Origin of the sequence: Pseudohongiella sp. (assembly GCF_011050365.1) — a bacterium.
Taxonomy (GTDB): Bacteria; Pseudomonadota; Gammaproteobacteria; order Pseudomonadales; family Pseudohongiellaceae; genus Pseudohongiella.
In genome coordinates this window covers 95822-120871 of record NZ_DRFV01000011.1, presented here as the reverse complement: position 1 = coordinate 120871, position 25050 = coordinate 95822, and the positions used below count along the sequence as shown (strand labels likewise).

The window sequence follows — 25050 nt, the reverse complement described above, 5'->3', positions numbered from 1 at the left end:
TTAAATTGTTATCTGTCCGACCCTCAAGCATAGCCACCGGATCGGTCCGGCCGCAAGCAGAAAACCAGCCTGATATGTGCTATCGTTTGCACCGGCTGAAACAGGCCACCCGCCAATGACTCGAAGGGAGAGCTCACGTGGAATACCATTCAATCAAGCCCGATACCCGCATGAAAACCATAACAACAAGCCCCCTGCACGGACGCAGGTTACTGGCCGCCTCCTGCGCCGCCGCCATCGCTGCCGTGATGACGCCCGTACATGCACAAGACACAGCACCCGCCATAGAAGAGATCCAGGTGATCTCTTCGTCGCGACGACCGGAAGATCTGAGCAATGTGAATGCCAGCATCGCCATTCTGTCCGAAGATGAACTGCGCCTGACTTCCCACACCCACATCCAGGAAGCTGCCAACCGTCTGCCTGGCGTCAATATCAATCGCAACAATGGTCAGGAAAGCCTGATCTCGATCCGCTCCCCTGTGCTCAGCGGCGGCGGCGCCTGTGGCGCATTCCTGCTGGCCGAGCAAGGCATCCCCTTGCGCGCAGCGGGTTTCTGCAACGTCAACGAGCTGTTTGATTCGCATTCGGAAAACGCCGAACGAATCGAAGTCATTCGTGGCCCGGGCAGTGCTTTTTACGGCTCCAACGCCGTACACGGCATGATCAACGTGGTGTTACCGCAGCCCGATGACCGTCGTCAGATTTCTATTGAGGCGGGCCCGCGCGGAACTCTGCGGGGCAATGCCCGCGTTGGTTTTGAAAACGACAACTTCAGCCACACCTTTCTGGTCAATGGCATCAGCGAGGAAGGTTTCCGACCACAAAGCGGGTTCGATCAACAAAAACTGTCCTGGCTTTATCAGACCACGCTGGCCAATGGTACTGAGCTGGACGGTGGTTTCACCACCACCAACCTGAACCAGGAAACCGCCGGCTATATCAATGGTACCGACGCCTACAAAGATGACGATCTGCGTCGCACCAATGCAAACCCCGAGGCCTATCGCGACAACCGCAGCACCCGGGTCTGGACGCGCATCAGCTACACCCTGGATTCTGGCTGGGATGTGGTGATGACACCGTACTACCGCACAACAGATCTGGACTTCAAACAACACTTCCTGCCCGGCACCCCGACCGAGACCAATGAACACAGCAGCGTAGGTGTGCAGTTTGCGTCGTATAAAGACCTGAGCACGAACACCTTGTTATCCGCCGGCCTGGACCTGGAGTTTACCGAAGGCTCTCTGACCCAGAGACAGGATGGCCCGACCCAGGGTTCGCCTTTCCTGGTTGCAACGGTACCTGCCGGCAAACATTATGATTACGATGTCGACGCCACGCAGATTGCACCGTTCGTCCAGCTTCAGCATTACTGGGACAACGGCTTTGACATCACTCTGGGCATGCGTTTCGAGCGCATGAACTACGATTATGACAACAACATGATCAGTGGCCGTACACGTGACGACGGCACCGTTTGTGGTTTCGGCGGCTGCCGTTACAACCGGCCGGCTGACCGCTCCGACACCTTCGCCAATGTGGCGCCCAAACTGGGCATTCGTTACCAGATCAACGATACCCACAACGCCCAGTTCAGGGTTACCCGCGGTTACCGGGCGCCGCAGGCTACCGAGCTGTATCGCCTGCAAAACGACCAGACCGTCGCCGATCTGGATCCGGTGGAAATCGACAGCGTTGAACTGGCACTGCAGGGCACCACGGGCAAATGGACCTACGAAGCCGTGGCGTTCTACATGGACAAGGACAATGAGATCATCAACAACGCTGACCGCGTCAATCTCAATGGCATTCACACCCGCCATAAAGGCCTGGAGCTAAGCGGCAGGTACGAGCTGAACGATGACTGGCGTCTGAGTGCAGCCTACAACCATGCCCGTCATACCTATCGGAACGACCAACTGGTAGGCGGCGTCAACCTCAATGGCAATGATGTCGAATCCGCGCCCCGCAACTTTGGTGCCGCCCAGATACAGTGGACACCAACAAGCTCGCTGACCACCGAGCTGCAATGGGTTGCCATGGGGGAGTACTATACCAATCCGGAAAACGTTAACAGCTACGAGGGCCACAATGTGTTCAACCTGCGCACTCGCTGGCAGGCCTCGGATGCGCTGACGTTGTCAGTCAACATCCTGAACCTGACCGATCGCAAGTACGCGGAACGTGCCGACTGGACCACATTTGGTGGCGACCGTTACTTCCCGGGTGAGCCGCTGCGGGCGTTCGTAGCACTGGACTGGCGCTTTAACTAAAGGTCCTGACCAGGGGATCTTGAACAACAGGGACCTTGAACAGCAAGGACCCTTAACAACAGGAACCCTTAAGGAGTACCTTGAGCAAACGCCCGGGGTTTTGACAGGCCGACAGTATGAGATACCGCGATGAATGACGGATTGATAGCGCGACTGGAAAGCTTTTTCCGGCTGTCACCGTCGTCCGCGGGTCTCATCCTGCCGCCCGATCCCGCAGAACACGCTTACCAACCTGATCAACAAATAGATGGCAGGGACATGCGCCGGGCCGGCGTGCTGATTCCTGTCATACAGGGCGGCGCCCCTGGCGAAAGCCGCATCATGCTGACCTTGCGCACAAAACATCTGCGCAGCCACGCCGGACAGGTAAGCTTACCCGGCGGCAGTGCCGAACCACAGGATGTCGATATCATCGGCACCGCTTTGAGAGAGGCCGAAGAAGAAACCTGCCTGCCGTCACACGCCGTTCAGGTCATCGGCACCTTGCCAGCGCTGATCATGCCATCCGCATTTCATGTGACCCCCGTTGTCGGCCTGGTCCATGCCGAAGTGGAACTGAAAGCCTGTCCCATTGAGGTGGCTGAAATTTTCTACGTGCCCACAGCGTTTCTGCTGAATCCGAAAAACTACCGGATAGCCAGCATGGAGTTTCAGAACCGGGAACGCCGGTTTATGGAAACGCACTTTGACGGTTACCGTATTTGGGGCGCCACCGCAGCCATCCTGCACCATCTGGCGAAACAGATACACGAACTGGAAGATCCCGCCTGACGCCGGTGGCAACAAGTACCGGGCTACGCGCCCTGATCCCTTTCAAAAACATCCATCAGGGCACTGCGCTCGTCCGAGGACATGCCGTCTACCGGATCTGCCATGCGCGGATAATGCACTCGATTCTTGCCTGCCTGCTTCGCTTGCAGTAGATACTGGTCAGCGCGATCAAGGAAAACTTCGGGTGTTATCCGATCGCTGGCGCGATACACATCAACCCCCATGCTGACCGATAAAGGCACATATTGGTCACCCGCACGCAGCTGTATGCGGGTGACACCTTCCCGGATACGCTCTGCCAACTGAACTGCATCACGCAAGTCAGTCGATGGCAACACCAATACAAACTCTTCGCCGCCAAACCGACAGGGCACATCCAGTTTGCGCAATGAGCGCTGAAAGAAGGTGCCGGCTGTCTTTAAAACCTGATTACCAAATTCGTGTCCATACTGATCATTGATTCCCTTGAAGTTATCAAAATCCAGCACGATCACGGAAAACGTTCCACCACTGCGATGGACCCGTTCCATCTCCTGATTCATCGCCCACAACAAATGCCGGTAGTTATACAGTCCGGTCAGGGCATCAGTGAGCACCTGCTCGCTGAGCTCCCCGATTTTCTGCCGCAACTCACAAATCTCGTCGAGATACTGACAATCACCAGGGCAATCGGAACAACGCGCCGGCGTACTCATCAGGGCGCGACATCCAATGGCGGCGTATCTTCGAACAACTCACGGAAAAAGTTGGCCAGCGCCTGCTCCGCTCTGATGTTGGCGGTCTGGCTGTAAACCGTACCGAAGTCGGGGTTATTGGCTGCCGGATTGGTAAACGCATGTTGGGTGCCACCGTAGACATGAACTTGCCAGTCAACGCCCGCATCGGACATTTCGCTTTCAAATGCCAGCACCTGCTCCGGCGACACCATCGGGTCATCGTGACCATGCAGACACAGGACGCTGGCCCGGATCTGCTGACCGGGCTCACTGCCCTGTCCCAATAATCCATGGACGCTGGCCACACCTTTGACATCAGCCCCGGACCTGGCGAGCTCCAACACAGCCATGCCACCAAAACAGTAGCCAATGGCACCAACGTTGCTGTCATCCACTTGCGACAACGCGCGCGCCGCTGTCAGTGCTGCCTGCATGCGACGTCGCAACAGTGCGCGATCCTCAACAAAAGGCATCATCAGAGCGGTATTGCCCTCAGCATCACCTTCCTTGCCAAATACACCTTTGCCGTATACGTCCGCCGCAAAGCCGACATAACCCAGATCTGCCATCCGTTCGGCGGCGGCGCAGGCATAATCGCGCCGACCGGTCCAATCGTGACCGACCAGCACACATGGTTTTTTCTCCGTGGCATCCTCATCGTAGGCGATGTAGGCTTCCAGCACAGTGTCACCGTCACGGTATTCAAGGTATTCGGTTTTCAACATCGGACCTTTCTCCTGATTCTGCGGGGCGACTAAAGCTGCGCCAGTACATTGTCAGCCGAGCTGACGTCAATGCCGCCGGCAGGTTCAACACCCAGGTACGTCACCTTGCCGTCATCCACAATCATCGCGAAACGCTGGCTACGCTTGCCCATGCCGAAGCCACTGGCATCCATGGCCAGGCCCAGGGCATCGGCGAATTCGGCGTTACCATCGGCCAGCATCAACAGTTCCTCTGCATTCTGTGACTTGCCCCAGGCAGACATCACAAAGGCATCATTGACCGCCATGCAGGCAATGGTATCCACACCTTTGGCTTTGATTTTATCCGCATTCACTACAAAACCGGGCAGATGCGTGACCGAACAGCCCGGAGTAAACGCACCCGGCACCGCAAACAGCGCAACTTTCTTGCCGACAAAGATATCATCGGTGGTGATGTTCTCCGGCCCTTCCTTGCCCATAATCTTGAACGTAGCTGCTGGAATAGTATCGCCGACTTTAATTGACATGAAATCACCTTTGATTTGAACTGATTAACTGAGTTACCCGATAGTATCAAAACTGCACGAATATACATCCATGCTTTACGCTCCCGGATCGCAATTTGTTCAATTCACTGCCAAGTCAGGTCGGGCAGGGTCCGGCTGGCGAGCACTGATAACGGAGTCGATCCAGTCCAGGTGGCGGCTGACACGCTCATACACAACAACGGCACCATAACGACTGCCGCCAGCATTGCCCGCCCCTTGCGACAATTCACCGACAGCGATGCCCGCCAGCCACAAAGCACCGTCTTCCCGGATCAAGGCCGGGCCGCCACTGTCACCGAGCCCGGGTATACCTTCAAACTCCAACGCCTGACTGTCCCTGTGGCGCGGATCGTCGAACTCAAAGCGCAGACGTTCGTCGGCACGCATGACCGTGTTGTGCGCAAAGCGCAGCCGGCCATCGTCGACCGAGGGCCCGGTTGTACCTATTCCGGTATAACCCCAGCCAAGAAAGATCATGGCCTGCGCCATTTCGCTATCGCCGCGATAGGGCGCCAGCGCCGCTGCCGCGCTGGCCGGGGTTGCCAGATGCAGCAGCGCCAGATCAATCTGTTGCGGCTGCAGACGTGCCGGGGTGTCGCCGGGCCAGCCCGGGTGCAGATGCAGCGCGTCAATGGCATGGGCTTGACGGTTGATCTCGACAGCATAGTTCCTGCCGTCTGCCAGCGTTTCCCGTATGGGTGTTTCGGCTACGCAATGCGCTGCGGTCAGGGCCCACTGAGGCGCCACCAGTGTCGCCACGCAGACTTTCCGACGACCTTGTTGCGCCAGCGGAAACACACCCGGATAGTCTGCTTCACTGGCGATATGACGGGTATATCCGGTATCATGACGGATAACGATAGCGTCAGCAGGCACCAGCACAAAATATATCAGTGCGAGCCAGAGCGCGGACGGTCTGGTGAGGCTGAGCTGTTTCATTCGCGGAGCTTTTTCATTCTACGTACCTTGAACCAAACCCTCTGGGTCCAGCATTTCTGGGCCCAATGCACCGGGCAGGAGTTTGTCATGAGCGATATCAAGCAATCGAAACCGACACCAGACGCAAAAGAGCGCGAATACGAAAAATCCGGGCTGTACCCGGAAAACGAAAAACCTTTCCGTATTCTGGCATTGCTTGGCTGGCTGGGCGTCGTTGTGGTTTGCCTGGCAGGCGCTGCGGCAATACTGGATATGATACTTCTGTAATCGGGCCGCAGCAGACAGGGACAACGTCAGCGGCGCGGACGGCGCCCCGGGCGCAGGTTGGGTAGCTCGCGCTTGGTATTGACGCTACGAAGAATTTTGGCCAGTCGATAGACAACAACGACAACGGCGAGCACAATGAATCCAAGAATGCTCACCACCAGCCACTGCTCGTGAGTCCAGGTGCCCGGGCTTGTCCACACTTCCGACATTTCACAACCTCCCGCTACTGCTTTCGATGACTGTTAACAATTTGCCATTATTATGCGGCAAGCCCGATACATTGGCCAGTACCGACCAAATGCGACAACGCTCAATTTTTTGCCAAAGCTGCCGCTAGAGCATACAGACCAGCAAGATCCGTTGTGAGCAGGACAGGAAATCACCTTATGACAAACGCACTCGTCGCAGAGCACAAACACGCAGATGCGGAAGATGTTTCCGTGCATCTGATCAAACATGTCAGTTTTACTCTGGGCAATGAAACCTACGCCATCAATGCCGCGCGGGTGAACGAAGTGCTGCGATATACCGAGGTTACGCCAGTGCCCGGGGCGCCAGCGTTCATTCTGGGCATCATCAACCTGCGCGGCAATGTCGTCACGGTGATCAATGGCCGGGGCGTGTTTGGCTTGCCGAATCACGCCGTATCCGAGCAGTCCCGCATTATCGTGGTAGAAATCGAGGATTTCGCGCTGGGCATCGTGGTCGATAAAGTATCGGCCATTGTCGACCTGAATGCACAGGAAATTGAGATCCCACCCGCGACCGGAAACGAAGCCGGTGCCCGCTTCATCCAGGGTGTCTACAATGAAGATGATGAACTGATGATTCTGGTGGACTTCAGCCGGGTCACCGAGCTGCTGCCACGCTAGCGAGCCTCTGACCAGCAGTCAGCCCTGGTGCATCACCGATGCCACCAGGTTTTCGATCACCTGCAGTCGCTCATCGGTATCATCAAGAGCCAGCAATTGTTGCTTCTGCTGCACCGGCACCGGTAACAGTTCGCTGAGCCGCCAGGCCAGTTGCCGGCTGTCGTCAAAATCGATTTCCAGATTCAGACTCTCGATTAATGGATGTGCCGACAGATCGCGCAACAAATCCACCAGCGCCTGGTGTTGCCCGGTCAACGGCAATGCGGGCTGCCCCAGAAAGTCTTGCTGTGAAAACTGTGCGGTTGCCATCAACAATTTGTCGTCCCGCGCCCAGCAGTCCTGCACGGAGAACTTGTGCCGGCCTTCGACAGTGATCCCCAGCAAACCATTGGGCAATTGATCCCAGTCCACGATACGGGCATACATCCCGATACGTTCCACCTGCTGACGCGCGCCGGGCCGCACCGTTTCCGCGCCCTGACTGATCAGACAGATACCGAAACCGGTGTCGGTCTTCATGCAATGACTGACCAGATCAATATATCGCTGCTCGAATACCTGCAGCGGCAGGCGGCCGCCCGGGAACAACACCGAACGCAGCGGGAACAGCGGTATCAGCTCAGGCTCTTTGAGAATGGTGGTCAACAGTCCCCCTTCAGGCCGCCAGCGCTGACAGCAGTTTGCCGTGAATACCACCGAAACCACCATTGCTCATGATCACAATATGATCACCCGCCCGGCAATGCCGACTAAGGTAGGCAACAATGTCGTCGACGCTGTTGAAGTTCAGGGCGGGCACCGGGCTTTCGGCAATAATTCCTTCAATGTCGAGGCCATTGCCGGCACCCGACATCCACAGACACAGGTCGGCGGCCCGGCAGGATGACGCCAGACAGCTTTGATGCACCCCCATTTTCATGGTGGCCGAGCGCGGCTCGATAACAGCAATCAGGCGACTGCCGGGAATCTCGTTCAGTCGCTGGCGAATGCCGTCCAGCGTGGTCTCAATGGCCGTCGGATGATGCGCAAAGTCATCATAGACATGAATGCCCCGCACTTCACCGAGCAGCTCCATGCGCCGTTTGACGCTGGCAAACTTGCCCAGTGCCTCGCAGGCCACCGTTATGTCAACGCCAACATGATGCGCTGCCGCGATTGCCGCTACAGCGTTGCACACGTTATGACGCCCGCTGAGTGACCATTGCAGCCGCGCACTGACAGTGCTGCCCAAATGACTGGTTTTGCTGATTTCACACACACTGCCGTCTGCCTGCAACAGGCGCACGCCCCAGCCACTGGGCTCGGGGCGCCCGCCTTCATCGCGTTCGGCATCCAGCACGGCAAAACTTTGTGTCGGCGTCCAGCAGCCCTGCTCCAGCACCTGCGCCAGCGCCTCATCAAATCGCGGCCGTATAATCAGGCCTTCACCCGGTACGATCCTGATCAAATGGTGAAACTGACGCTGAATCGCTGCCAGATCGGGGAAAATATCCGCATGGTCGTATTCCAGGTTGTTGAGTATCAGCGTTCGGGGCCGGTAGTGGACAAACTTCGAGCGTTTATCAAAAAACGCACTGTCGTACTCATCGGCCTCCACAACAAAAAAGTCGCTGCCGCCCAAACGCGCCGACACCGGAAAATTCTTCAACACGCCACCAATAAGATACCCCGGCTGCATGCCGGCATATTCCAGTATCCACGCCACCATGGCACTGGTGGTAGTCTTGCCGTGAGTGCCGGCCACCGCAAGCACCCACTTGCCCTGGAGCACAAAGCGCGACAGCCATTCCGGCCCGGAGCAGTACGGCAGCCCCTGATTGAGGACATACTCCACCGCCGGGTTGCCCCGTGACATGGCATTGCCCACCACCACCAGGTCCGGATGCGGCTGCAGATGTGCGGGATCAAAGCCCTCACAAAGCCGGATGCCCTGCTCTTCCAGTTGCGTACTCATGGGCGGGTAAACATTGGCATCGGAGCCACTGACCGTGTGGCCCAATTCTTTCGCCAGCACAGCCAGGCTGCCCATGAAGGTTCCGCAGATACCAAGGATGTGAATGTGCATATAAGTTCCTGTAAGCTATTCTGCTACTTTAGCAAATCCCTGAACAACGAACACAAAAATGTGACAAACAGCCATGACAGCCCCGGATCCTCAACAACAACCTGATCTGCTGCACTTCGCACGCGATGTTTACGCCCGCCCCGGTATCACGGCGCTGTGTCTGCGCCTGCAGGACGAATACGATGTCGATGTGGTTTTGCTGCTGATGTGTTGCTGGCATGGCTGTTATCACGGCGTACTGAGCGAGACCGGGTTTGCGCAGGCGTCGGCATTTTCCCGCCACTGGCGAGAGCAACTGGTACGGCCATTACGACAGGCCCGGCGCTGGCTCAAACCCCACCCGGCCGACACCGCGGGCATTGCCGGTGCGGACCAGGAAAGCTTGCGCGAACGCATCAAGGCACTGGAGCTGGACACTGAATTCATGCAACTGCGCGCGCTGGCCGGACTGGTGACGGCAGCGCCCGCCGGCAAGTCGGCGGCGACCGATAACGATGCCTCGACGGCCATCCGCAGGAATCTGGCACTGTATGCCCGTGAACACAACCTCAGTACAGCACTGGACGAATCCACCGTGTCGCTGCTGAGCCAGGCCTCGCTGGCACTATGACGCACCTGCGGCAGCTCCCTGCCACCGCTTCACCAGTCCTGAATCAACATCAAACAGGTCCAGTACCCGCCCGACACTGTGGTTGATGATGTCGTCGACAGTCTGCGGCTTGGTATACAGCGCCGGCATCGGCGGCGCGACGATAGCGCCCAGCTGACAGGCTTTGAGCAGCAATTCGCAGTGCCCTACATGCAGGGGGGTTTCGCGCGGCATCAACACCAGCCGGCGGCGCTCCTTGAGCACCACATCCGCCGCGCGGGTCAGCAGGTTGTCCGCATACGAATGCACAATGGCAGACAGGGTCTTCATGGAGCACGGCGCGACGATCATGCCGTCCGTGCGAAAGGAACCACTGGCGATGCTGGCGGCCAGATCTTTGACTGAATGCACTTCGTCAGCCATGGCCATGACCGCGTCAGCCTGCCAGTCGGTTTCCAGACTGATATTCAGGCGCGCGGCTCCGGTCAACACCAGGTGGGTTTCTATCCCGGGCGCGGTCTTTAACACTTCCAGCATCCGGATGCCGTAAATCAGACCACTGGCGCCGGACATCCCTATAATCAGTCGTTTCATTATGTATCCTGTATGGTTTAATAGCCGCCTGACCACAGCAATTGAGCGTCATTGATTGCCAAGCCAGCGGGCACTTTGTAACATTATGCCCGACACAGCCCACATTGCACTACCCGCCTGGCCCCGGCACTGACATCCGGACCCGGCGTGGCACAAACATCATACTCGCAGGCAGCACACAGGTTTCTTCATGGCTAAAGCTAATCTATTCTACGCCCAGTCCGGCGGCGTCACCGCTGTCATCAATGCCAGCGCCTGCGGAGTGATTGAAACCGCACGCCAGCACAAAGCCGAGATCGGCAAGGTGTATGCGGGCAGGAACGGTATTATCGGTGCCCTCACCGAAGAGCTTATCGACACCAGCAAGGAAACAGCGGCCACCATCGCCGCACTGCGCCACACACCTGCTGGCGCCTTCGGCTCCTGCCGTTACAAACTGAAGAGTCTGGACGACAACCGTGCCGAGTACCAGCGCCTGATGGAGGTGTTTCGTGCGCACAATATCCGGTATTTTCTTTACAACGGGGGTGGCGATTCGCAGGACACGGCCAACAAGGTCTCCATGCTGAGTCAGAAAGAAGGTTTCCCGATCACCTGCATCGGTATTCCCAAAACCGTGGACAATGATTTGCCCATCACCGACAACTGCCCGGGCTTTGGCTCTGTCGCCAAGTACGTCGCGGTCTCCATCCGCGAGGCCGGCCTGGATGTCGCTTCCATGTGTGAAAGCTCCACCAAGGTGTTTGTCATGGAAGTCATGGGGCGTCACGCTGGCTGGATAGCCGGCGCGGCGGGCCTGGCTGCCGAGCAGGAAGGGGATGCACCCCACATTATTCTGTTTCCGGAAATTGCCTTCAACAAGGCTGCTTTCATGCGCAAGGTAAAGGCCTGTGTCAAAAAGTTCGGCTACTGCGCCGTGGTGGTATCCGAGGGCGCACATTACAGCAACGGCCAGTTCCTGGCCGACGCTGGCGGCAAGGACGCGTTCGGTCATACGCAACTGGGCGGTGTGGCACCTTTTCTGGCCAACATGATCAAACAGGAACTGGGATACAAATACCACTGGGCTGTGGCGGACTATCTGCAACGCTCTGCGCGCCACATTGCATCGGCGACGGATGTAGAGCAGGCATACGCCATGGGCAAGGCCGCAGTGGATTTTGCCCTGGCCGGCAAAAGCGCAGTGATGCCGACCATCGTGCGCAAACCGGGCAAAACCTATCGCTGGACGGTGGGCGAAGCGCCCTTATCCGAAGTCGCCAATGTTGAGAAGCCAATGCCGCGCGACTACATCACCGCGGACGGCTTTGGCATCACACAAAAAGCCCGCGACTATTTCTCACCTTTGATACGTGGCGAAGATTACCCGCCCTACAAAAACGGGTTGCCACAATATGCGCGCCTGAAAAACGTACTGGTATCGCAAAAGCTGCCGGCCTGGAAAGGCTGACAGTTTTTACGGCGATCACGGCGCCAGACGATCAACCTGCCAGTGCCCGTCGGCCTGGCGGGCGTACTGGAAGCGGTCATGCAGTCGGTTGGCGCCGCCCTGCCAGAATTCAATGCGGCTCGGCCTGACCCGGAAACCACCCCAAAATTCCGGCCTCGGTATGTCCTGATCGGCAAATTTTTCCTTGATCGTGTCAAACTGCTGCATCATCACACTGCGCGATGCCAGCGGCCGGCTTTGCGGTGAGGCCCAGGCGCCCAATTGACTCTCCCGGGGACGGCTCTGAAAATAGGCAGTTGATTCCTCGTCGCTGACTTTTTCTGCCACGCCGCACACCAGCACCTGACGCTCGATGGGGTACCAGGGGAAGTGCAGACTGACATGCGAGTTGGCAGCGATATCGCGTGACTTGCGGCTGTCATAGTTGGTGAAAAACACAAAACCGTGTTCATCAAACCCCTTCAACAACACCACACGCTGGCCCGGTTGACCATCGGCGCCGACTGTTGCCAGTACCATCGCGGTCGGATCTGCCAGCTCCATTTTGATGGCCTGCTCCAGCCACAGCCCGAATTGATCGACCGGATCTGATTGCAAATGCTCACGCGTTAAACTGCCGCTGAGATACTCACGGCGGATAGACTGCAAATCCATGAAGTTACCTATGTTGATATCAGAGAGTTATGCCTGCGCTTACGCTGTCAGCGGATAAAACGGCCATACTGCCAGTACTGCTCCCGACGGGTACCCGTGGGGTAGAAGAACGTTCCGTTGCCGTGTTTTTCGTTGGCATAAAACTCGCCTTCGTAACGCGACCCGTCAGGCCAACGGTAGGTACCATACCCCTCATAAAGATCTTCGACAAAATCACCCGTGTAATTTTCGACATTATTCTGCAGCCACTGCTCGGAGTGTCTGTTGGGCGTCCAGTCCTGCACACCAAAGAAATACGCACCGCGACCATGGCGCAAATCATTCTGCCACTGACCGATATATAAATTGGATACGCCATTCCAGAAGGTGCCGCGCCCCTCACGCACACCCATCTCCCAGTCACCATCGTAGTAAGCCTGTTCACTGCGACTGACCATGAGTTCATAGCGACCCTGGCCATCAAATTTGCCATCACTGAACGTGCCTTCATAACGGTCGGTGCCCAACTCTGTGCGAATCTCAAGAATACCGTAGCCATTCTCGCAGTCGCCATAGGCGCACTCCCGGCTCAGTTCCGCGGGCGGATTGATCAGCCAGCTCTGCGCCAGCACGTTCGGCGCGAGCCCGGCCGTCAGCAACAGCACGACCAGCGCACCCGAGCCCATGGCTCTAATGGTGCCCGCGCCGGCGTTGACTGCTTGCAGATGCACGCGCGGCATCCATGACAAATTCAATTTCATATCTGACTCCTGTAGACCATCGGGCCGCCGGCCGCTGTGTGCCGGGCCCGGCACTGTGGCCGGCGTCAAGCTGACAATTGCCTGAGCACTGCCAACGGGCTGCTATTGACGACTTTGCGGGTTGCCGCAAACCCCAGCCCGGCAATAATGACTGTACCTGCCAAAGGACCGGCAATCCACACCCAATAGTGCAACGCGAACTCCTGCTGGAAGACCTCCGACTGCAAATAATACAGGCTGAGCTCCGCCCCCACAGTGGCAATGACACCGGCCAACAGACCGATAAAGGCGAACTCGATCAACAATGAAGTCATGATCAGCTTACGCCCCGCTCCCAGCGTTCGCAGGATGGCATTCTCACGGAAACGTTCATCCAGTGTCGCGTTGACACAGGACAACAGAACCAGCGCACCGGCGATCAATACCAGGCCGGCGATCAACTCAATCGCGGAGCTGACCTGGGCAATGATACTCTGAATCTGCTCGATAAGGGCATCAACCTCCAGCACCACAATCGTGGGGAACTGGCGCAACAGGTCGTTTAGCAGCAGCTTTTCCTGGCCCTCCAGCAACAACGTCGACAGGTAAGTTGCTCCCAGATGATCCAGTGTGCCCGGTGAAAAGATAAAAAAGAAGTTGGGCTGCATATTGTCCCAGCGCACTGTGCGCATATTATCGACAATGGCAGTCACTTCCTGCTCATTGACCCGGAACACCAGCTCGTCACCCAGGTTCACATCAATGCGCTCGGCATAGTCGCGTTCCACGGACACCCGACCGGGAATGCTCTGCTCTGCCCACCAGCTGCCGGCAACAACTTCATTGTCCGGTGGCAATTGTGCCGTCCAGGTAACCTGACGGTTCTCCACGCGCTGCGGTCTGTCAGTCGCGTCCGCGCCGCCAGCTTCCGTGTCCTGCCGGTCAGCGTCAGCATCGCGGTCGTTGTCACCCGAGCGTTCGGTCATTGTGGAGCGGCCCTGCTCATCGTCATCATCGTCCCAGGGATGCGGCGCCGGTGCGCCGTTAACGGTCAACAGGCCGGCCGACACCATGGGATAAAACGGATTGGCGTCGACTTCGTTCTCCTGCAGAAACGTCTGCATACCCGCAACCTGACTATCGCTGATATTCATCATGAAGTGATTGGGCGTGTCCTCGGGCAGCTGTGCCTGCCAGTCATTGATCAGATCGGTGCGCAGCAGCGCCAGAATCAGCAATGACATGATGGTCAGTGAAAACACCAGCACCTGCAACACGCTTTGTCTTCGCCGGCGGCGCACGGCCGACATGGCCAGCATCCAGGCACTACCGGCGCGCATACCGGCCGCAGACCCGGTGCGCAATAATAGATATGACATGGCACTTAATAGCAGTGCGACGCCCGCTACCGCGCCGACCAGGATCACGCTGATCAACAGGTCCTGGCTGTACCAGACAATCAGCACCAGAGCGCCGGCGATACCAAACACATAGGGCAGCGCGGTGCTCAGCGGGGCATCGACGAGGTCCTTGCGCAGCACGCGCAGCGGCGAGGTGTGTTTCAGCGCCAGCAGCGGCGGCATGGCAAACGCAAACAGACAGATGAACGCGGTCAGCGCGCCCAGCCAGAATGGCGTCAGGGATGCTGCCGGCAAGGCAATGGGAATCACCGTCTGCAACAGGATCAGTATGCCTTCGTGTACCAGCCAGCCCAATAACGAACCTACCACGACAGCAATGATCAACAGCGATAACAGGATGCCAAAATAAATTGCGGATATCTGGTTGGAGGTACAGCCCAGGGTTTTCATGATGGCGGCGTAATCAAAATGTCGTTCACTGTAGCGCCGCGCCGTCAGGGCAATCGCGATACCGGCCAGCAACACCGCAAACAGACTGCCCAGCAGCAGAAAGCTCTCGCCGCGCGCCAGCGCTTCACTTACTTCCTGACTTTCGTCGCGCACATCGCGCAGCCGGAAATCACCGTCCGACTGCTCACGAACCCAGTCGGCATACACATCCAGCGCGGCGAGCTCACCGGCAAACAGATAACGATAGCTCACCCGGCTGCCTGGCTGAATGATATTGGTCACCGGCACATCATCCAGGTGCATCAACACCCGGGGCCCGGCATTATCCATCATGCCGCCCTGCTGCCGGTCCGGTTCCTGCACCAGTACGCGACTGACCACGAACTCGCCATCACCCACATACAGGGTATCGCCAACATCAATGCCGAGCCCCGGCAGTACCCGCGACTCGACCCAGACTTCACCCCGGGCCGGGCCGTCGTTATCGGTATAGGCGGCGCCGAACGGCTGATCCGATACGCGCAGCTCACCGCGCAGTGGATAAGCCTCACTGACGGCCTTGGCTGCGACCAGCAAATTCCCCTGATCGGAGAACACCATGGAGGCGAATGCCTGTACCTCGGCCGTCGCCAGGCCCCGCTGTGCTGCTTCCTGCAACCATTCGCGGGGCGGCTGCTGACGACCACTGAGAACACGATCGGCGGCGAGCATGGTGGCAGATTCCTGCACCAGCGCCCGCTCCAGGCGATCGGTAAACAGGGCAATACCGCTGACCGAGGTAACGGCCATGACCATGGCCAGCAATAACAGGCGCAACTCACCGCCGCGCCAGTCGCGCCATAACAGGCGCAGGGCCACCCGCATCAAGGTTGTGGCTGACGCCGAGACCGTCTGTGCAGACTCAGACATGCGCCGCATCCCCGACATTCGCGGCGACGTCGACACTGACATCCTCGGTGATCTCGCCGGCAACCAGCCGCACCATGCGGCCACAGCGCTGTGCCAGACGATCATCGTGCGTGACCAGCACCAGCGTAGTGCCGAATTCGGCATTCAGCGAGAACAACAGATCAATGACCCGGGCACCGGTGGCAGCATCAAGATTTCCGGTCGGTTCATCGGCAAACAGGATTTTTGCCTGCGACGCGAATGCGCGTGCAATCGCTACCCGCTGCTGCTCACCGCCTGACAACTGATTGGGATAGTGCTGCAGGCGCGACTCGAGCCCTACCCGTTGTAACAAATTGGCCGCCTTCTGACGGGCGTCACGATCGTTTTTCAACTCGATGGGCAGCATCACGTTTTCCAGCGCCGTCAGGCTGGGCAGTAATTGAAAGGACTGAAACACAAACCCGACAGAGCGGCCGCGCAGCTGGGCCCGTTCCTCTTCATCCATGGTGCTCAGGTTTTGTCCGTCAAGCAGCATATCACCGCCACTGGCGCTATCCAGGCCGGCCATCAGGCCCAGCAGAGTCGATTTACCGGAGCCGGACACGCCAACAATGGCCACCGCCTCGGCGGCGTCAATGCTCAGCGAAATATCTTTCAGAATGACCAACTGGCCTTCACTGGTTGCCACCTGCTTGGACAGGTGCCTGGCTTCAATCATTGCTGTCATACAGACCATCGCCTCTGAGTAAATGCGGTGCCAGACAATCGCTGGCAGGCTGACAAATGATACGCTCGCGCGCCGGAAAACGGTTCATTTCACGGTCATGCCACTGGACCGGGATTGAATCCGCGACGTATTAACAGTACTTTAACCTGTATTGGCGCGGCACAAAGACCGCCTGTCGCCCAAAACCACCATTGTACCGCTAGCGGATTAACCAAAACCAAGATTGTACCGAGTTATGACTGTTAAAGCGCTGACAACCCGATTACCTGCACCCGGACCTCAGGTCCGCTATTTTAGTGCCTTGCGCTCGGCTGTGCTGTGCGTGTTTTTGCTGGCTGCCGGTTTTTGCGCCAGCACCAGTGCGGAAAGCGATGATGGCGTGTTGCTGGTTTTCGGCGACAGCCTGAGTGCCGCCTATCGCATGGACGAGCGTGATGGCTGGGTGGCATTGCTGCAACAACAATTACGCGAGGAGTCCACGGCCCTGCAAGTGGTCAACGGCAGTGTCAGCGGCGAAACCACCGCCGGTGGTCTGGCCCGACTGCCGGCCATGCTGGACGCCCACCAGCCGGACATCGTGATGCTGGAACTGGGCGGCAATGATGGTTTGCGCGGACTACCAGTGACCAGTATCCGCCAGAACCTCGAACGCATGATACAGATGAGTCAGCAGGCCGGAGCACGAGTCATTCTGGCGGGCATCCAGATTCCGCCCAATTATGGCCCGCGTTACACCGCGCCGTTTTATGCGCAATACCAGGAACTCGCTGACGAATATGGCCTGGTGCTGATCCCGTTTCTGCTTGAGGGCATCGCCGACAACCCGGCACTGATGCAGGACGACGGCATTCATCCGACGGCTGCAGCGCAACCCATGATTGTGGACACTGTGTGGCCGGTCTTGCAGGGTGTGCTCACGGCAACGGATCGACCTTGATCACCGGCCGCTGGTCTGAAATCAGCATCAGCATCGCTGCCGCCCCCAGATTACAGAACGCCATCAACAGAAACGCATTATCGTAATTGCCGAACCGGTCATAATACGCTGCCGCCATCACCGGCCCCAGGGCTGTCATGGCAAAGGTAAAAGGCATTGCCGTGGCACGTACCGACCCGAGGTAGCGCCGCCCGAAAAAGGTCGCCCAGATCACTTCCTGCAACGGAATCAGGCCACCCCAGCCGATACCCATGATCAGAAACGCGGCGTATACCAGAAAATCGTTTTGCGCCTGTACTGCCAGCACAATGATGATCAGGGCAAAACCGGTAATGCCGGCGCCAATGGCCGCCAGCGGCCTGGCACTGTAGCGGTCAATGAAGATGCCCCAGAAAGGCTTGCTGATGAAGGAAGGTATCGAGCTAATTGAAATCATGGAGGCCGCCACAATCCTGGAATACCCGGCATCGGTCATGAACGGCACCGTCTGCAATAACATCACGGTAATGGAAATCTGGAACAGCCCAAAGGCCACCACCAGGGCATAAAAGCGCCCGGTACGCATCGCCTGGCGCCGGGTCATTGAGCTGGCGAAGTCAAGTCGTGCCTTGTCTCCCATCTCTGATGCCATCTCATCGGCGGTGCGGCCGTCCGGGTTCATGGCGTAGTCTTCCGGACTGCGCCGGATAACCAGAGCGGCCGGAAGCACCAGCACTGCGGCTCCGATACCCAGCACATGCCAGGCCTGGCGCCAGCCGAAGGTATCCACCAGCCAGGTGGTCAACACCGGCAACAACACGCCACTCAGTGACACACCCATGGCAGCCAGGGCAACGGCACGCCCGCGGCGTTCGACAAACCATTTGCCCAGTGTCACGTTGACCACCAGGTTGCCGATCATGGCAGCACCAATGGTCAGTATGATGCCATTGACCAGCACCCACTGGCTCAGCGTCTGCACACTGCCCAGCAGGAATACAGAAATCGAGAGGATAACTGCGCCGACCAGAATAAACGGACGGCCGCCGTACTTGTCGACACCGGCGCCGATGAAAAAGCCGGTGACGGCAGCGACCATCTGGCCAATCGAGCGTGCCGAGGTAAATTCGGCACGGGTCCAGTCAAAAGTTTCCGTCATCGGGATGGTAAACGGACCAATGATGTAATTCTGCAAACCCACCGCGACAAACTGGGTGACAAACGCGGCAAGGATGATCCAGTAGCCGTAGAATACCGGGCCGTTACGCGCCACGGTTGGCGTCACCCGCATCAGCCTGCGGCGCCCCACAGATCGCCTGGTAACGGCGCAACACCTCATCCATGCCCAACTCCAGCGACTCAACGATCAGGGCATGACCGATGGAAACTTCCTGCACCTGCCCGCCGGACAGAAACAGGGCCAGGTTTTGCAGATTCAGATCGTGACCGGCGTTGACACCGAGTCCACCTGCCACGGCCCGGTCGGCGGTGGCCAGATAGCGGGTCAACACCGACTGTGTCTGCTGGCCGTCACCGGCCGCAAATGTTCGTGCAAAGTGTTCGGTGTAAAGCTCGATACGGTCTGCACCCACCCCGGCGGCCAGCTCCGCCGCCGCAGGCTCCGGATCCAGAAACAGGCTGCTGCGCACCCCCCACTGGCGAAGCTGGGGCAATACCTCGTCCAGCAGGTTGCGGCTTTGTGCAATTTGCCAGCCATGATCGGAAGTCAACTGACCCGGTTCGTCAGGCACCAGCGTGCACTGGGCCGGTCGCAGAGCCTCAATCAGGGCCATGAAATCTGCCGACGGGTAACCTTCAATATTAAACTCAACATCCGGATACTTCCGCAACAGCCCGGCAATATCGTGCGCATCCTGCCGGGTAATATGCCGCTCATCGGGTCGCGGGTGCACGGTAATGCCTTTGACACCGTGGCCAATGATCTTGCGCACAAAATACAACAGGTCGGGATAATTGGTGCCACGTGAATTACGTAACAGGGCAATCTTGTTTACGTTGACACTAAGGACAGTCATGAGTCAGCCTGTTTGTTGTCAGAATGAGAGTCTGAATCAGAAAGGAAGTCGAGCACCAATCGGTTGAAGGACTCGGGTTTCTCTGCGTGCAACCAGTGACCGGCTTGCATCAGCGTCTTGATGCTCGCCTTCGGGAAGTGCCGCAGCGTCTCTTCCCGATGCGACTCAGTGATGTAGTCCGACAGATCACCGCGGATAAAAAGCACGTCTCCGTCAAACACGCCCTCTCCCGAAGGTTTGTCGCGCATCGCCGGATAACTGTCACGCAACACCGGCAGGTTGATGCGCCAGCTGTAGCCACCGTCATCATCGCGTGCCAGATTGCTCAGCAGGAACTGTCTGACCACCTCGTCTTCAACCCATGGCGCCAATTGTTTGCCGGCTTCTGTCCGGCTGGTCAGCGTGTCAATATCCAGGGCACAAAGACCTTCAAAAATTTCATCGTGTTCACCACGCTCACCACCGTACTGCACCGGTGCAATGTCGGCGACCACAAGACGTTTTACCCGCTCGGGATGATCCATGGCCAGCTGCATGGCGACTTTGCCACCCATTGAGTGCCCCAGCACATGAACCGCCCTGAGGTTGTGGTCATCCATAAACTCGACCACATCCTGCGCCATCAGGGCGTATGACATGGCGTCATCATGTGGCGAAGCGCCGTGGTTGCGCAGATCAAGCCCATACACCGTAAAGTGTTCGGCCAGCTTCCGGCTGTGCCAGGCCCAGTTGTTCAGACTGCCCAGTAACCCATGCAGAATCAGCAACGGCTCGCCGCTGTCGCCATATTGTCTGAAATTCAGTTTCACAGATGATCCTTGATCCAGCCCAGCACATCATCATGATGCGTCTTGGTTTTGACCTTGTCCATCACCTGCCGCAGGTTACCGTCCTTGTCGATGATGTAGGTCTGACGCAAAATGCCATCATACTCACGGCCCATGAATTTTTTCAGACCCCAGGCACCGTATTTATCGGCAACGGCGTGGTCTTCGTCGGACAACAAAGTGAAATTCAGCGACTCCTTGTCAATGAACTTTTGCAGCCTGTTGACCGGGTCGGGGCTCACGCCCAGCACCACGGTATCGAGGTCAGCCAGTTCGGCCGCGCTATCGCGCAGGCCACAGGCCTGCACCGTGCAACCGGGCGTCATGGCCTTGGGATAAAAATACAGAATGACATTTTTTTTGCCTTTGAAATCAGCCAGTGACACAGTTTCTGCGTCCTGATTCTGCAAGCTGAATGCGGGCGCCGGCTTACCGACAGCAGGAATGGACATAAGGTTGCTCCTTTGGGGTTGTCGGCATTATAACGCCACCGCCACCCGGCTTCATCCCCTGCCTTGAGGCCAGGCCGATTAACAGTCCATAATAGGCGCCGCACTCATGCAACAGGACAGGCATCACACTGATATGGTAGCAGCCAGGCGAATAGTGGTTTTAACCGGCGCAGGTATTTCCGCCGAATCCGGTATCCGGACATTCAGGGCCAGCGATGGCCTGTGGGAAGATCACAAAGTTGAGGACGTCGCCACCCCGGAGGGTTTTGCAGCCAATCCGGTTGCGGTGCATCAATTCTACAACGATCGTCGGCGCTTGTTGCTGAACGCGTCAATCCGGCCCAACCCGGCCCACACCGCGCTGGCGCGGCTGGAACACAGCGTCATCGATTTGCCCGGGCATGATTTCCTGCTGATTACCCAGAATATAGACAACCTGCATGAACGTGCCGGCAGTCGGGCACTGGTGCACATGCACGGCGAGCTGCTTAAAATGCGCTGCGAGCAAAGCGGACTGAGCTTTGACATACGCGAAGACCTGATGCTCGACACCTGTTGCCGCTGCTGCCGTGAACCCGGCAATCTTCGTCCTGATGTGGTGTGGTTTGGGGAAATCCCCCTGTCCATGGCAAAGATTACCAAAGCCCTGACACAATGCGATCTGTTTATCGCCATTGGCACATCGGGCAACGTCTATCCTGCTGCCGGTTTTTTTGAACTTGCCCGCGAGCATGGCGCACATACCGTCGAGCTAAACCTGGAATCTACCAACGCGGACTTTGACGAACACATCTGCGGCCCGGCCAGCACCGTGGTCCCTGACTATGTCGAGCGGCTGCTCAGCTCCGCAAACTGAACCAGCAGTTGTTGGCGGTGTTGATGCGGTTGGTTTTCGATGAGACAAAAAAAAGGCGAACCTGAGTTCGCCTTTTTTTGTCTTCAAGCCGGGTCAAACCCGGCTTGATCCCATTACATGCTGTAACGCAAGGTCAGGGAGTAACGACGACCCAATGGATCGTAGGTAGACGGGTACACGTTACCTGTATTGTAGGCAGTTGCACCAATGTTGGAGCCTACAACGTCAGGCTCGCGGTCAGCCAGGTTCAGGATGCCCAACGTGAACTCGAACTCTTCAGTGACGCTGCCACGTACTGTCAGGTCAAAGTAGTTAGCCGCGTCCATAGAGCGGAACTGCGGCTGATACGTGCCAGAACCTGGCTCAACTTCCATCTCCGACAGGTATCTCCACAGCAGTGACACATCGACATCGCGGTCCAGCACATTTGTCTGCAGCGTGGCACGCTGATTCGCCATGAAGTCAGGCTGCGGTGACGCACAGTTGCCGCTGTAGAAGCCGGTGCACTCACGATTCAGGCCATTCGGGCTGGCCTGGAACAGGGACTGCTCAGTCCAGTTAAGGCTGCCGTTGTAGCTCAGCGAACCAATACCACCGAGGTCAAACGTGTAGCTGGCAGTCGCGTCAATACCGGAAGTTTCCAGTGTGCCCTGGTTACTCAGTACCAGTGGCAGACCGGCAGTCGTTGCAACGTTGCCGAACAGGTTGCCGGTTTCCGGGTTACGACGGATACCAGTACATGCCGGATCTGAAGCCGAAGCGCCCGACAGAGCAATGCTACCAGTAGCAAAGTTGGGTCCGAAACAGGCCGAGAATACGTCATCCGGAGTCGGGTCAGTAATCGCGTCTTCAACCAGGATGCTGTAGTAATCCAGCGTCAATGACAAACCGGGAACCATGGATGGCTGCCAGATCGCACCGATCGTCCAGGTTTCGGCATCTTCAGCTTCCAGATTCGGGTTACCACCCGTGGTGACGTTCACCTGACCAGCTGGGTCAACTACGATACCGCCGATAGTGTTCGTCGGTGCGCCCTGCGCCAGACAAACGGCCAACAGCTGAGCATTGCCTTCAGGCGCAGCACCTGCGCAAGGATCAGAAGAGAAGTTATCCAGGCCGGTTACGGCCGGGTCGAACAACTCGCTGATGTTGGGTGCGCGAGTAACGCGCTGGAAATTACCACGGAACTGAAGGTCTTCCGTTGGCGACCAGGTGCCACCGATTTTCCAGGTATCTTCCACACCCGTAGTCGAGTAGTCAGAAGAACGGAAGCCAAGCTGAAGGGTCAGTTCTTCGACCAGTGCCATGTTCTGCAAGACCGGAACGTTGGCTTCGAAGAAGAATTCGGACACGTCATAGGTACCGAAGGTATTAGGTGCGGCAGCGCCGTTACCCAACACTTCACCAGGAGTCTGCGTCAGCAGATCGTTGGTCAGGCCGGCAGTGTAGTCGCGCTGCTCGTAACCAACAACACCAGAGATAGGCGCATCAACGGTAGGCAAGGACCATGGCAGGTCGCCGCTGACAAAGGCCTGGAACTGGTCCAGCTCGGTGAATTCCGAACCACCGTTGCCCACATCAAGGAACTCACCAACTTCCGATGTAATGCTGCCCAGCGGACCCCAGAGGTCAATGGGCACACAACCGCCGGATGTATCCAGACAGGTATTCGGGTTAGTGGCCCGAACTGCCTGAGTCAGACGTGAACGGGTACCGTTACCACCCTGTTGCTGGCGCAGATCAGACTGGCCAGTGGCGTAGAACAGATCCCATGACAAGGTGTCAGTGAGGTCACCGCGGGCGCCGGTCTTGAACTGCCATGCAGTGGTTTTGCGTTCATTGGTACGAGGACCCAGCTCAAGGAAACGACGCGCGTAGTTGACATTCACTTCCTGGTAAGCAGGATCACTTGGGTCGGTTGCGCCAGCAGCGGCAGTACATGCAGCCGCGTCAATCTGAAACGCGCCACATAGCTGACCACGGGTCGCATCCGGAATAAAGGGATTAGACAGCGGCGTCATTGCAGAGAAACCGAAACTGCCTGAAGGGGCGAGATTGGTGATGTTCGTGCTTTGCACAAACAGTGCTTCAGAATACCACTCAACGTCATCAGTCAGCTGGTAGTTCGCGCTGCCGTAGGCACGATGCTGCTCCAGCGGCAGCTGGAACAGGTTGAAGGGGTTGAAGTTGAAATCCTGGTAATACGGCTCAAGCCTTGAACCGTCCGGAGACGATTGCAGGAAGCCGCTGGTGTAACCGGGGACCACGGCACGGATATCAGCAGGCGCTGCACCCGGCAGAGTGAAACGGGTCGGTATAGATGTAGATGAACCGCCGGCGTTACCGCTGATTGAGGAGATATTCTCTACGCTGTAGTCACGCTCGCCCTGAGTCAGTGCAGTACGATCCGTGTAACCCATGCTGATAACGGCATTACCACGGTTGTCGTCAAAGTTACCACCCAGAGTTACGTCGAAACGGTTGGACTCGCCGCCGCCCTCAAACGTATCGGACTGAGAAACACGGATGTCCAGGCCTTCAAAGTCAGTGCGGGTGCGGAAGTTGATAACACCGGAAATAGCGTCGGCACCGTAAGCAGTACCAGCGCCGCCGGTCAGTACGTCAACGCGCTCAAGCAGGGCCACCGGGATGATGTCGAGGTTTGTGCGGCCCTGGAGGTCAGCCGGCACGACACGGGTGCCGTTCAGCAGCGTGATGTTACGGTTGCTGCCCAGACCACGCAGGTCGATGAACGTAGAACCGCCGTTACCATTGTTCACCGAGGCGCCAATGCTGGGGACAACACCTGGAATTTCCCGCAGGAATTCCTCAACAACGTTGACCTGGCGCAGCTCGATTGTTTCGGCATCGACAGATGCTACCGGGCTGGACAGAGTCAGGTTCGGGCTGGTGATCCGCGAACCGGTCACAACCACTTCTTCGATCTCGGCACCAGCATCCTGAGCCTGTGCCGCGGAGAAGGCACCCAACCCGACGGTATAGGCACCCGACAGCATGGCCAACTTAATGGCGCGACTTAGTTTGGTATTTTTTATCATCAGTTACTCACCTTTGATTTCGAGGCCTGCGTCATATCCAAATGGCTCGAATTTGACGACATTTCCTCGAAGTAGTAGACATTTATTTTTAAACGTGACACTACAATTACATTTTGTAACATCACAGTACGGCGCATTTTTACCACAGAGACGGGCACATTGGAATATACTTATCGCCAGAAAACATGAATAACATGAACAAATTCACATTTTCGCTGTCAAAGTCTGAATATGCCCTGTTCGGGCACGCCATCTGCCGGCGCCAGCAAGGCGACGCAGGAACCTGGTGAAAAGCAGCAGTGGAA

General features: G+C 57.4%; 25 protein-coding genes. 8 read left to right on the top strand and 17 right to left on the bottom strand.

Going from position 1 to position 25050, the window contains the following annotated elements; all coding sequences use genetic code 11:
- The first annotated feature begins 137 nt into the window (after positions 1 to 137).
- Together ENH71_RS10165 and ENH71_RS10160 are read left to right on the top strand one after the other, a co-directional pair.
- Positions 138 to 2279: a TonB-dependent receptor family protein gene (locus tag ENH71_RS10165; RefSeq protein ID WP_294133895.1), complete on the top strand. Its 2142-nt coding sequence runs from the start codon at positions 138 to 140 to the stop codon at positions 2277 to 2279.
- Between the two features lie 129 nt (positions 2280 to 2408).
- The gene (locus ENH71_RS10160; RefSeq protein ID WP_294133898.1) at positions 2409 to 3050 is read left to right on the top strand and encodes a CoA pyrophosphatase; all 642 of its coding nucleotides are present in this window, start codon (positions 2409 to 2411) and stop codon (positions 3048 to 3050) included.
- A 23-nt stretch (positions 3051 to 3073) separates the two neighbouring features.
- Here ENH71_RS10160 and ENH71_RS10155 read toward each other — a convergent pair whose 3' ends face one another.
- From ENH71_RS10155 to ENH71_RS10140, 4 genes are all read right to left on the bottom strand, one after another.
- Positions 3074 to 3745, bottom strand: coding sequence for a GGDEF domain-containing protein (locus ENH71_RS10155; RefSeq protein ID WP_294133900.1), 672 nt, complete (start codon positions 3743 to 3745; stop codon positions 3074 to 3076).
- A complete protein-coding gene (locus ENH71_RS10150) occupies positions 3745 to 4491 on the bottom strand; it encodes a dienelactone hydrolase family protein (protein ID WP_294133902.1) in 747 nt (248 codons plus the stop codon). Before ENH71_RS10150 ends, ENH71_RS10155 begins: the two co-directional genes overlap by 1 nt.
- 29 nt (positions 4492 to 4520) lie before the next feature.
- Entirely contained in the window at positions 4521 to 5000 is a 480-nt protein-coding gene (locus ENH71_RS10145; protein ID WP_294133904.1) for a peroxiredoxin, read from the bottom strand.
- Positions 5001 to 5099: 99 nt separating this feature from the next.
- Positions 5100 to 5960, bottom strand: a complete 861-nt coding sequence (locus ENH71_RS10140) for a S1 family peptidase (RefSeq protein WP_294133906.1) — start codon at positions 5958 to 5960, stop codon at positions 5100 to 5102.
- A gap of 87 nt (positions 5961 to 6047) precedes the next feature.
- On the opposite strand from ENH71_RS10140, the gene ENH71_RS10135 reads away from it, so the two are divergent.
- Entirely contained in the window at positions 6048 to 6227 is a 180-nt protein-coding gene (locus tag ENH71_RS10135) for a hypothetical protein (RefSeq protein ID WP_294133909.1), read from the top strand.
- A 26-nt stretch (positions 6228 to 6253) separates the two neighbouring features.
- On the opposite strand, the gene ENH71_RS10130 is transcribed toward ENH71_RS10135, so the two are convergent.
- Entirely contained in the window at positions 6254 to 6436 is a 183-nt protein-coding gene (locus ENH71_RS10130; RefSeq protein ID WP_294133915.1) for a hypothetical protein, read from the bottom strand.
- 177 nt (positions 6437 to 6613) lie between these two features.
- Between ENH71_RS10130 and ENH71_RS10125 the strand changes: the two genes are divergently transcribed.
- Complete coding sequence (locus ENH71_RS10125; protein WP_294133919.1) at positions 6614 to 7099, top strand: chemotaxis protein CheW; 486 nt, start codon at positions 6614 to 6616, stop codon at positions 7097 to 7099.
- 18 nt (positions 7100 to 7117) lie between these two features.
- Here ENH71_RS10125 and ENH71_RS10120 read toward each other — a convergent pair whose 3' ends face one another.
- Positions 7118 to 7744, bottom strand: coding sequence for an LON peptidase substrate-binding domain-containing protein (locus ENH71_RS10120; protein WP_294133922.1), 627 nt, complete (start codon positions 7742 to 7744; stop codon positions 7118 to 7120).
- Between the two features lie 10 nt (positions 7745 to 7754).
- Entirely contained in the window at positions 7755 to 9164 is a 1410-nt protein-coding gene (gene mpl, locus ENH71_RS10115; RefSeq protein ID WP_294133925.1) for a UDP-N-acetylmuramate:L-alanyl-gamma-D-glutamyl-meso-diaminopimelate ligase, read from the bottom strand.
- 73 nt (positions 9165 to 9237) lie between these two features.
- Here mpl and ENH71_RS10110 point away from each other — a divergent pair, with 73 nt between their 5' ends.
- Positions 9238 to 9774, top strand: coding sequence for a TIGR02444 family protein (locus ENH71_RS10110; protein WP_294133931.1), 537 nt, complete (start codon positions 9238 to 9240; stop codon positions 9772 to 9774).
- Here ENH71_RS10110 and ENH71_RS10105 read toward each other — a convergent pair.
- A complete protein-coding gene (locus ENH71_RS10105; RefSeq protein ID WP_294133932.1) occupies positions 9769 to 10347 on the bottom strand; it encodes a UbiX family flavin prenyltransferase in 579 nt (192 codons plus the stop codon). The two genes, ENH71_RS10110 and ENH71_RS10105, sit on opposite strands and share 6 nt — an antisense overlap.
- Positions 10348 to 10537: 190 nt before the next feature.
- Here ENH71_RS10105 and ENH71_RS10100 point away from each other — a divergent pair, with 190 nt between their 5' ends.
- A complete protein-coding gene (locus ENH71_RS10100) occupies positions 10538 to 11797 on the top strand; it encodes a 6-phosphofructokinase (protein WP_294137781.1) in 1260 nt (419 codons plus the stop codon).
- A 15-nt stretch (positions 11798 to 11812) separates the two neighbouring features.
- Here the strand turns inward: ENH71_RS10100 and pdxH are convergent, their stop codons facing one another.
- From pdxH to ENH71_RS10080, 4 genes are all read right to left on the bottom strand, one after another.
- On the bottom strand, positions 11813 to 12451 hold the full coding sequence (gene pdxH / locus ENH71_RS10095; RefSeq protein WP_294135110.1) for a pyridoxamine 5'-phosphate oxidase: 639 nt from the start codon (positions 12449 to 12451) through the stop codon (positions 11813 to 11815).
- 47 nt (positions 12452 to 12498) lie between these two features.
- Complete coding sequence (locus ENH71_RS10090) at positions 12499 to 13191, bottom strand: MORN repeat-containing protein (protein ID WP_294135118.1); 693 nt, start codon at positions 13189 to 13191, stop codon at positions 12499 to 12501.
- 65 nt (positions 13192 to 13256) lie between these two features.
- Positions 13257 to 15890 carry an ABC transporter permease gene (locus ENH71_RS10085; RefSeq protein WP_294135121.1) on the bottom strand — a complete coding sequence of 878 codons (2634 nt, stop codon included), beginning with the start codon at positions 15888 to 15890 and terminating at the stop codon, positions 13257 to 13259.
- Positions 15883 to 16599: an ABC transporter ATP-binding protein gene (locus tag ENH71_RS10080; RefSeq protein ID WP_294135124.1), complete on the bottom strand. Its 717-nt coding sequence runs from the start codon at positions 16597 to 16599 to the stop codon at positions 15883 to 15885. Before ENH71_RS10080 ends, ENH71_RS10085 begins: the two co-directional genes overlap by 8 nt.
- 316 nt (positions 16600 to 16915) lie before the next feature.
- Here ENH71_RS10080 and ENH71_RS10075 point away from each other — a divergent pair, with 316 nt between their 5' ends.
- Positions 16916 to 17536, top strand: coding sequence for an arylesterase (locus ENH71_RS10075; protein ID WP_317622403.1), 621 nt, complete (start codon positions 16916 to 16918; stop codon positions 17534 to 17536).
- Here ENH71_RS10075 and ENH71_RS10070 read toward each other — a convergent pair.
- The 4 genes from ENH71_RS10070 to bcp are packed head-to-tail and all read right to left on the bottom strand — an operon-like array spanning position 17514 to position 20830.
- Complete coding sequence (locus ENH71_RS10070; RefSeq protein ID WP_294135134.1) at positions 17514 to 18806, bottom strand: MFS transporter; 1293 nt, start codon at positions 18804 to 18806, stop codon at positions 17514 to 17516. The two genes, ENH71_RS10075 and ENH71_RS10070, sit on opposite strands and share 23 nt — an antisense overlap.
- Positions 18778 to 19551, bottom strand: coding sequence for a pyridoxine 5'-phosphate synthase (locus ENH71_RS10065; RefSeq protein ID WP_294135137.1), 774 nt, complete (start codon positions 19549 to 19551; stop codon positions 18778 to 18780). Before ENH71_RS10065 ends, ENH71_RS10070 begins: the two co-directional genes overlap by 29 nt.
- On the bottom strand, positions 19548 to 20360 hold the full coding sequence (locus ENH71_RS10060) for an alpha/beta fold hydrolase (RefSeq protein WP_294135141.1): 813 nt from the start codon (positions 20358 to 20360) through the stop codon (positions 19548 to 19550). Before ENH71_RS10060 ends, ENH71_RS10065 begins: the two co-directional genes overlap by 4 nt.
- Positions 20357 to 20830: a thioredoxin-dependent thiol peroxidase gene (bcp, locus tag ENH71_RS10055; protein ID WP_294135144.1), complete on the bottom strand. Its 474-nt coding sequence runs from the start codon at positions 20828 to 20830 to the stop codon at positions 20357 to 20359. Before bcp ends, ENH71_RS10060 begins: the two co-directional genes overlap by 4 nt.
- Before the next feature lie 106 nt (positions 20831 to 20936).
- On the opposite strand from bcp, the gene cobB reads away from it, so the two are divergent.
- Positions 20937 to 21686 carry a Sir2 family NAD+-dependent deacetylase gene (gene cobB, locus ENH71_RS10050; RefSeq protein WP_294135147.1) on the top strand — a complete coding sequence of 250 codons (750 nt, stop codon included), beginning with the start codon at positions 20937 to 20939 and terminating at the stop codon, positions 21684 to 21686.
- Positions 21687 to 21799: 113 nt separating this feature from the next.
- Here the strand turns inward: cobB and ENH71_RS10045 are convergent, their stop codons facing one another.
- The gene (locus ENH71_RS10045) at positions 21800 to 24745 is read right to left on the bottom strand and encodes a TonB-dependent receptor plug domain-containing protein (RefSeq protein WP_294135150.1); all 2946 of its coding nucleotides are present in this window, start codon (positions 24743 to 24745) and stop codon (positions 21800 to 21802) included.
- Between the last annotated feature and the right edge of the window lie 305 nt (positions 24746 to 25050).